Raw genomic sequence first — 272 nt, forward strand, 5'->3', positions numbered from 1 at the left:
CGTAGATCTTGCGCACCGACTGCACGCCCGGATCGTTCGCGCCGCCGTCCTTCGCGTCGTCCCAGTCGGCGCCCTTGGCCTTCTTGTACCAGTCGTAGATGCGGCCGACGAACGGCGAGATCAGCTGCGCGCCGGCTTCGGCGCACGCGGCGGCCTGCGCGAGCGAGAACAGCAGCGTCATGTTGCAGCGGATGCCTTCCTTCTGCAGCACTTCCGCCGCGCGGATGCCTTCCCACGTCGACGCGAGCTTGATCAGCACGCGCTCTTTCTCG

The 272-nt window shown here is 67.3% G+C and carries 1 protein-coding gene; it reads right to left on the bottom strand.

Translation table 11 applies throughout. The features are described from left to right. On the bottom strand, window positions 1-272 hold a 272-nt coding region (locus R2R70_RS20355; RefSeq protein ID WP_410978954.1), incomplete at both ends, for a transaldolase family protein.

Source organism: Cobetia sp. SIMBA_158, assembly GCF_046566945.1.
Classification (GTDB): domain Bacteria; phylum Pseudomonadota; class Gammaproteobacteria; order Pseudomonadales; family Halomonadaceae; genus Cobetia; species Cobetia amphilecti.